Origin of the sequence: Pseudomonas sp. EL_65y_Pfl2_R96 (assembly GCF_963970905.1) — a bacterium.
In the GTDB taxonomy this organism is placed as follows: domain Bacteria; phylum Pseudomonadota; class Gammaproteobacteria; order Pseudomonadales; family Pseudomonadaceae; genus Aquipseudomonas.
Genome location: NZ_CAXAQH010000457.1, coordinates 1 through 255, shown reverse-complemented (window position 1 = coordinate 255; position 255 = coordinate 1). Strand labels below are relative to the sequence as shown.

Annotated in this window: 1 pseudogene; it reads right to left on the bottom strand. The window is 56.5% G+C overall.

The window, feature by feature from the left end:
- Window positions 1-255: pseudogene (locus tag AACY49_RS31555) on the bottom strand (IS110 family transposase); the annotation flags it as partial.

Sequence of the window (255 nt, the reverse complement as noted above, 5' to 3'; positions counted from 1 at the left end):
GCATCCGCGTTTCTGAAGTCGCCCCGCTGAAACGCCGTGAGCAAGCGGGCTCCGGTCAAAAATCCAATGCCTTCAACTTTCACGCAACGCTTCAACTGACCGAGCAAGCCGGCTTCCTTCAGATGATCATTAATCGTCTTTTCGACCAGCGCCTCAAGCTGCTGCATGGATTTCACTTGCTCGGCGAAAGCTGTCTTCAACAGCGGCTCATTCGCCCAGCTTTGCACCAGGCCGACCCGCGCCTGAACCAAGGCT